The sequence below is a fragment of the Brachymonas sp. J145 genome (assembly GCF_036312245.1).
In the GTDB taxonomy this organism is placed as follows: Bacteria; Pseudomonadota; Gammaproteobacteria; order Burkholderiales; family Burkholderiaceae_C; genus Brachymonas; species Brachymonas wangyanguii.
The window spans coordinates 1-6,010 of record NZ_JAZDCI010000022.1 but is presented as its reverse complement, the minus strand read 5'-3'; the positions used below and the strand labels follow the sequence as shown (position 1 = coordinate 6,010).

6 protein-coding genes are annotated in these 6,010 nt (G+C 61.3%); all 6 read left to right on the top strand.

Annotated features, from left to right (window positions below; genetic code table 11):
* The coding region (locus tag V1261_RS11925; RefSeq protein WP_329771975.1) for a branched-chain amino acid ABC transporter permease at nt 1-810 on the top strand (810 nt) is incomplete at its 5' end.
* Nucleotides 811-828: 18 nt separating this feature from the next.
* A complete protein-coding gene (locus V1261_RS11920) occupies nt 829-1,806 on the top strand; it encodes a branched-chain amino acid ABC transporter permease (protein WP_329772030.1) in 978 nt (325 codons plus the stop codon).
* Between the two features lie 443 nt (nt 1,807-2,249).
* Nucleotides 2,250-3,764, top strand: a complete 1,515-nt coding sequence (locus V1261_RS11915; RefSeq protein WP_329772029.1) for a CoA-acylating methylmalonate-semialdehyde dehydrogenase — start codon at nt 2,250-2,252, stop codon at nt 3,762-3,764.
* Between the two features lie 67 nt (nt 3,765-3,831).
* Nucleotides 3,832-4,728 (top strand): 3-hydroxyisobutyrate dehydrogenase, encoded by an 897-nt coding sequence (gene mmsB, locus V1261_RS11910; protein WP_329772028.1) that lies wholly within the window; start codon nt 3,832-3,834, stop codon nt 4,726-4,728.
* Between the two features lie 38 nt (nt 4,729-4,766).
* The gene (locus V1261_RS11905) at nt 4,767-5,693 is read left to right on the top strand and encodes a LysR family transcriptional regulator (protein WP_329772027.1); all 927 of its coding nucleotides are present in this window, start codon (nt 4,767-4,769) and stop codon (nt 5,691-5,693) included.
* A gap of 67 nt (nt 5,694-5,760) precedes the next feature.
* On the top strand, nt 5,761-6,010 hold a 250-nt coding region (locus V1261_RS11900), incomplete at its 3' end, for an ATP-binding cassette domain-containing protein (protein WP_329772026.1).

Sequence of the window (6,010 nt, the reverse complement as noted above, 5' to 3'; positions counted from 1 at the left end):
GCCATGCTCAGCCTCGGCCTGGCCGTCATCTTCGGCCTGCTCAACGTCGTCAACTTCGCCCACGGCGCCATGTTCATGCTTGGTGCCATGCTCGCCTGGATGGGCGGCCAATACCTGGGACTCAGCTACTGGGTCATGCTGTTCCTCTCGCCGCTGGTCGTCTTCCTGCTCGGCATCGTCATCGAGAAACTCTTCCTCAAGCACCTCTACAAGCTGGATCACCTCTACGGCCTGCTGCTGACCTTCGGCATCACGCTGGTGGTCGAAGGCCTGCTTCGTACCCAGTATGGTGTTTCCGGCCTCTCCTACAGCGCCCCTGAGCTGCTGCGCGGCTCCACCGACCTGGGCTTCATGGTGCTGCCCAACTACCGCGCCTGGGTCGTGTTCGCCTCGCTGGTGGTCTGCCTGGGCACCTGGTTCGTGATCGAGAAGACCAAGCTCGGCGCCCTGCTGCGTGCCGGTACCGAGAACCCAAAGCTGGTCGAGGCCTTCGGTATCAACGTGCCGCTGATGGTGACCCTGACCTACGGCCTGGGCGTGGCACTGGCAGCCGTTGCCGGCGTGCTGGCGGCCCCGGTGCTGCAGGTCAGCCCGCTGATGGGCTCCAACCTGATCATCGTCGTCTTCGCCGTGGTAGTAATCGGCGGCATGGGCTCCATCCTCGGCTCCATCCTGACCGGCCTGGCGCTGGGCGTGATCGAGGGCATGACCAAGGTGTTCTACCCCGAGGCCTCTACCACCGTGGTGTTCGTCATCATGGTGCTGGTGCTGATGTTCCGCCCCGCGGGACTGTTCGGCAAAGAGAAGTAATTGCAGAAGGTATTCCAAATGAACAAGACCATCGGCTACGCCATCCTCCTGCTACTGGCACTGGCTGCACCCTTCATGGTGTACCCCGTGTTCATGATGAAGCTGCTGTGCTTCATCCTGTTTGCCTGCGCCTTCAACCTGCTGCTCGGCTATACCGGCCTGCTCTCCTTCGGCCACGCCGCCTTCCTCGGCGGCGCCGGCTACATCACCGGCTGGGTCATGACCCAGGTGATTCCCGATCCGGTCATCGGCATCATCGCCGGTACCGCCTTTGCCACCGTCATCGGCGTCATCATGGGCTATGTCGCGATCCGCCGTCAGGGTATCTACTTCGCCATGATCACGCTGGCGCTGGCGCAGATGTTCTTCTTCGTCGCGCTGCAGGCCAAGTTCACCGGCGGCGAGGACGGCCTGCAAGGCGTGCCGCGCGGCATGATTGCCGGCGTGCTGGACCTGAACAACGACTTCACCATGTACTACGTGGTGCTGGCCATCGTGGTGGCCGCCTACCTGCTGATCTACCGTACCGTGCATTCGCCCTACGGCCAGATCCTGAAGGCGATCAAGGAGAACGAGCCGCGCACCATCTCGCTGGGCTATGACGTGGACCGCTTCAAGCTGCTGTGCTTCACGCTGTCGGCGGCGCTGGCCGGCCTGGCCGGTGCGACCAAGACGGTGGTGCTGGGCTTTGCCACGCTGACCGACGTGCACTGGTCGATGTCGGGTCTGGTGATCCTGATGACGCTGATTGGCGGCATGGGCACGCTGCTGGGCCCGGTGGTCGGTGCCACCATCGTGGTGATCCTGGAGAACCGCCTGGGCAACATCGGCAACTTCCTGGCCAACCTGACCGGCGTGAACTGGTTCAACAGCCTGGGCGAGCAGGTCAACCTGGTGATCGGCTTCATCTTCGTGATCTGCGTGATGCTGTTCCGCCGTGGCATGGTGGGCGAGTGGCTGGCCTTTGTGGAGCGGTTCAGGAAGCGCCCGACCTGACCCTTTTCGAACTGACGATACAACCCCGCCTCGGCGGGGTTTTTTAATGGAAACTGGCAGATGCCTTATGTGCACCGCAGCAATTTAGGGCCAAACACGGATTTCCCTCACTGCCGACCACTAGCGTTTTCCCTAGGCTCCACTTCCGTAATGGAAAGCGCCACCCGTAATTTTGCGGAAAACATAGGCAAAAAATCAGCAATAACCCGAGTTTTTTACTCAATATTGGTCCGAAACGCTCTTGCAAATCAAGGAAAACCCGAGTTAGTTATGCATATATGCATGTGGGAAATGAAAATAGTGCAATTGGGATGCAGAAACGCTGTTTCAGAATAATGACAGAGTCAAGCAGCAGACACATCCCGCGCCTGGCTTGTACTCAAGAGGCATGACGCCCCGTCCTGCCTCAGGAACACCAGAGCACTACCACTTACGGAGACAACATGAGCGACATCATCGGCCATTACATTGCAGGACAGATCCAGGCGCCCGAGGGCAGCCGCACCGGCCCCATCTTCAACCCGTCCACCGGTGAAGAAATTGCACGCTGCGCCTATGGCGACCAGGCCACCATGGACCAGGCCGTCCAGGTCGCCACCGCTGCCGCGCAGACATGGTCCAAGACCTCGCATGCCACGCGCATTGCCGTGATGTACAAGCTGCGTGAACTGATGATTGCCGCCACCGACGAACTGGCAGAAGTCATCGGCCGCGAACACGGCAAGACGATTGCCGACGCCAAGGGCGAAATCGGCCGTGCCATTGAAGGCATCGAATTTGCCACCAACGAACCCCACGTCACCAAGGGCGAGTTTTCCGTCAACGTCGGCGGCGGCATTGATGTCTTCTCCATGCGTGTACCGGTCGGTGTGGTCGGTTGCATCACTCCGTTCAACTTTCCGATCATGGTGCCCATGGTCATGATGGGCATGGCCATCGCCGTGGGTAACGCCATCGTCTGGAAGCCGTCCGAGAAAGTGCCGGGCGCAGCCATGATCCTGGCGCGCCTGCTGAAGGAAGCCGGTCTGCCGGACGGCGTGTTCAACATCGTGCACGGTGACAAGGCAGTCGTGGACGCACTGCTGGAGCACCCCGGCATCGCCGCAGTCAGCTTCGTCGGCTCTACCGGCGTGGGCGAATACGTGTACCAGAAAGGCACAGCCAACAACAAGCGCGTGGCCTCCTTCACCGGCGGCAAGAACCACATGGTGGTGATGCCCGATGCCGATCTGGATGCTGCTGCAGCAGCCTTTGTCTCCGCCGGCTTCGGTTCTGCCAGCCAGCGCTGCATGGCCATCTCGCTGCTGCTGCCGGTGGGCGAAGAAACTGCCGTCAAGCTGCGCGAGCTGGTGATCGAGAAGATCAAGGCGCTGCATATCGGCCCCTACAACGATCCCAAGGCCGACTTCGGTGCCGTGGTGTCGGCCCAGTCCAAGGACGCCGTGGAAAAGGCCATCGCCGAGGCGATCGACGCCGGTGCCGAGCTGGTCATCGACGGCCGTGGTATCCAGATTCCGGGTCACGCCAATGGCTACTACATTGGCCCCACGCTGTTCGATCACGTGACCATGGACATGACATTCTACAAGGAAGAAATCTTTGGCCCGGCACGTGGCATCATGCGCGCCGCCTCGCTGGATGAAGCCATCGCCATCACCAACGCCCACGACTACGGCAACGGCTCGGTGATCTTCACGCGTGACGGCAAGTCGGCACACCGCTTCATGAACGAAGTCGAAGCCGGCATGATCGGTGTCAACGTGCCGGTGCCGCTGCCGGTCTCCTACTTCAACTTCGGTGGCCTGCGCCGCTCCAAGTTTGGTGATGGTCACCTGTATGGCCCGGATGCGGCGCGCTTCTACACCAAGTTCAAGACGGTGTCCCAGCGCTGGCCTGATGCGGCCGCCGCCCCGACAGACGTTTCCCTGGCGTTCAACCCGGTGTCGGACAAGTCCTGATCCGCCACACCATGAACCTCTGAAGGCGAGCCGGGCTCGCCTTCAGATCAGCACCTAGGGAAATGTCATGAACATCGCATTCATCGGTATCGGCAACATGGGCGGCCCCATGGCCATCAACCTGCAGAAAGCCGGCCACACGGTCAAGGCATTTGACCTGTCCCAGGCCGCCTGCGACACGGTCAAGGCCGAAGGCGTCAGCATCGGCACCAGCGCCATCGACGCTGCCAGCACGGCCGACGTCGTCGTCAGCATGCTGCCCGCCAGCGCCCATGTCGAGGCCCTGTACCTCGGCAAGGACGGCCACCCCGGCCTGCTCGACATCCTGCCAGCCGGTGCGCTGATCATCGATTGCAGCACGATTGCAGCCGCCAGCGCCCAGAAAGTCGGCACTGCCGCCCAGGCCAAAGGCTACGACTTCATCGATGCCCCGGTTTCCGGCGGTACCGCCGGTGCCGCTGCCGGCACCCTGACCTTCATGGTCGGTGGTCCGGACCAGGCGCTGAAGCGTGCCCGTCCGCTGCTGGAAAGAATGGGCGCCAACATCTTCCACGCCGGTGCCATTGGCGCTGGCCAGACGGCCAAGATCTGCAACAACATGCTGCTCGGCATCCTGGTGATCGGCACCAGCGAAGCGATGGCTCTCGGCATGGCCAATGGCCTGGATCCGAAAGCTCTGGCCGAGATCATGCGTCGCAGTTCCGGTGGCAACTGGGTGCTGGAGAAGTACAACCCGGTGCCGGGCGTGATGGACGGTACACCGGCCAGCCGCGGCTACACCGGCGGCTTCGGCACCGACCTGATGCTGAAGGATCTGGGTCTGGCGCAAGACAATGCCATGCAGGTACGAGCCAGCACGCCGCTGGGCGCCATGGCGCGCAGCCTGTACGCCGCGCACAGCCTGTCCGGCAAGGGCGGCATGGACTGCTCCAGCGTGATCCAGCTGCTGCAAAAGACAGGTTGAGGACTTCCGTTTCCAGAGATTTTTGACGCAGACAGACGATGAACAGCTTCAATTGGGACAACCTGAAAATATTCCTGGCCGTGGCGCGTGCGCAATCGGCACTGGATGCTTCTGTCCTGCTGGGCATTGACCAGTCGACCATTTCACGTCGCCTGCATCAGCTGGAAAAGGATATTGCGTCACGCCTGTTCGATCGCAACTCGCAGGGCCACCGCCTGACGGCTGCCGGCCACCGGTTGCTGGAGCATGTGGAGAAGATGGAGATATCCATTGCTGCCATTGAATCCGAAGTCTTCAATGATCTCACCTCGCTCACAGGCGATATCCGCCTGGGAGCGACGGAAGGTTTTGGCAGCTATTTCCTGTCTCCGCATCTGGCCCGTTTTTGCGCACGCTATCCGAACATCTCGGTCGAGCTGCTGCCGATGCCACGCAATATCAATCTGTCCAAGCGTGAAGCCGACGCCTCGGTATCGCTGGAACGGCCGAGCAACGACCAGTTCGTGACCTCCAGGCTGTGTGACTATCGGCTGCTGCCTTATGCCACGCGGGAATACCTGGATCGCCACGCCCCCATCACGACCCTCAGTGACCTGGAACAGCATCGCTGGATCGATTACGTGGACGACCTGAAATTCACCAGCCAGCAATTCACACTGCATGACTGGCTGCCATCGGTCAAGCCCTGCTTTTCCAGTACCAGCGTGATTGCCCAGTTCCAGGCAGTGCAGGCCGGTGTCGGTCTGGCTTTCCTCCCCTGCTTCCTGGCGCATACCGTGCAGAACCTGGTACCCGTGCTGCCGGACGAGATCCAGGTCACGCGCACCTTCTGGCTGACCGCGCCGGAAGACCGCCGCGAACTGGCCCGGGTCAAGGTGCTCTGGGAGTACCTGCGCAAGGTGGCCGACGCCAACCAGGACTACCTGATGGGCACCGCCAAGACCATCCAGTGGGTCATGCCATGAAGTACCCGACAACACACTCCTGCCCCGCCAGGCATTTTCCGTCCTGTGGACAGAAGGATTACACACGATGAGCGACATCATTCTCGAAGCCAGGGACCTGACCAAGGAATTCAAGGGATTCGTGGCGGTCAACAAGGTCAACCTCCAGGTACAGCGCGGTGACATCCACGTCCTGATCGGCCCCAACGGCGCCGGCAAGACCACCTGCTTCAACCTCCTGACCAAGTTCCTCAAGCCCACCTCCGGCCAGATCATCTACAACGGCCAGGACATCACCGGCGAGGAACCTGCCTCCATCGCACGCAAGGGCATCGTGC

Bases quoted from the DNA above. Each gene is read 5' to 3' on its own strand.
- mmsB (WP_329772028.1), top strand. From the start codon at position 3,832: ATGAACATCGCATTCATCGGTATCGGCAACATGGGCGGCCCCATGGCC.
- V1261_RS11915 (WP_329772029.1), top strand. From the start codon at position 2,250: ATGAGCGACATCATCGGCCATTACATTGCAGGACAGATCCAGGCGCCC.
- V1261_RS11920 (WP_329772030.1), top strand. From the start codon at position 829: ATGAACAAGACCATCGGCTACGCCATCCTCCTGCTACTGGCACTGGCT.
- V1261_RS11905 (WP_329772027.1), top strand. From the start codon at position 4,767: ATGAACAGCTTCAATTGGGACAACCTGAAAATATTCCTGGCCGTGGCG.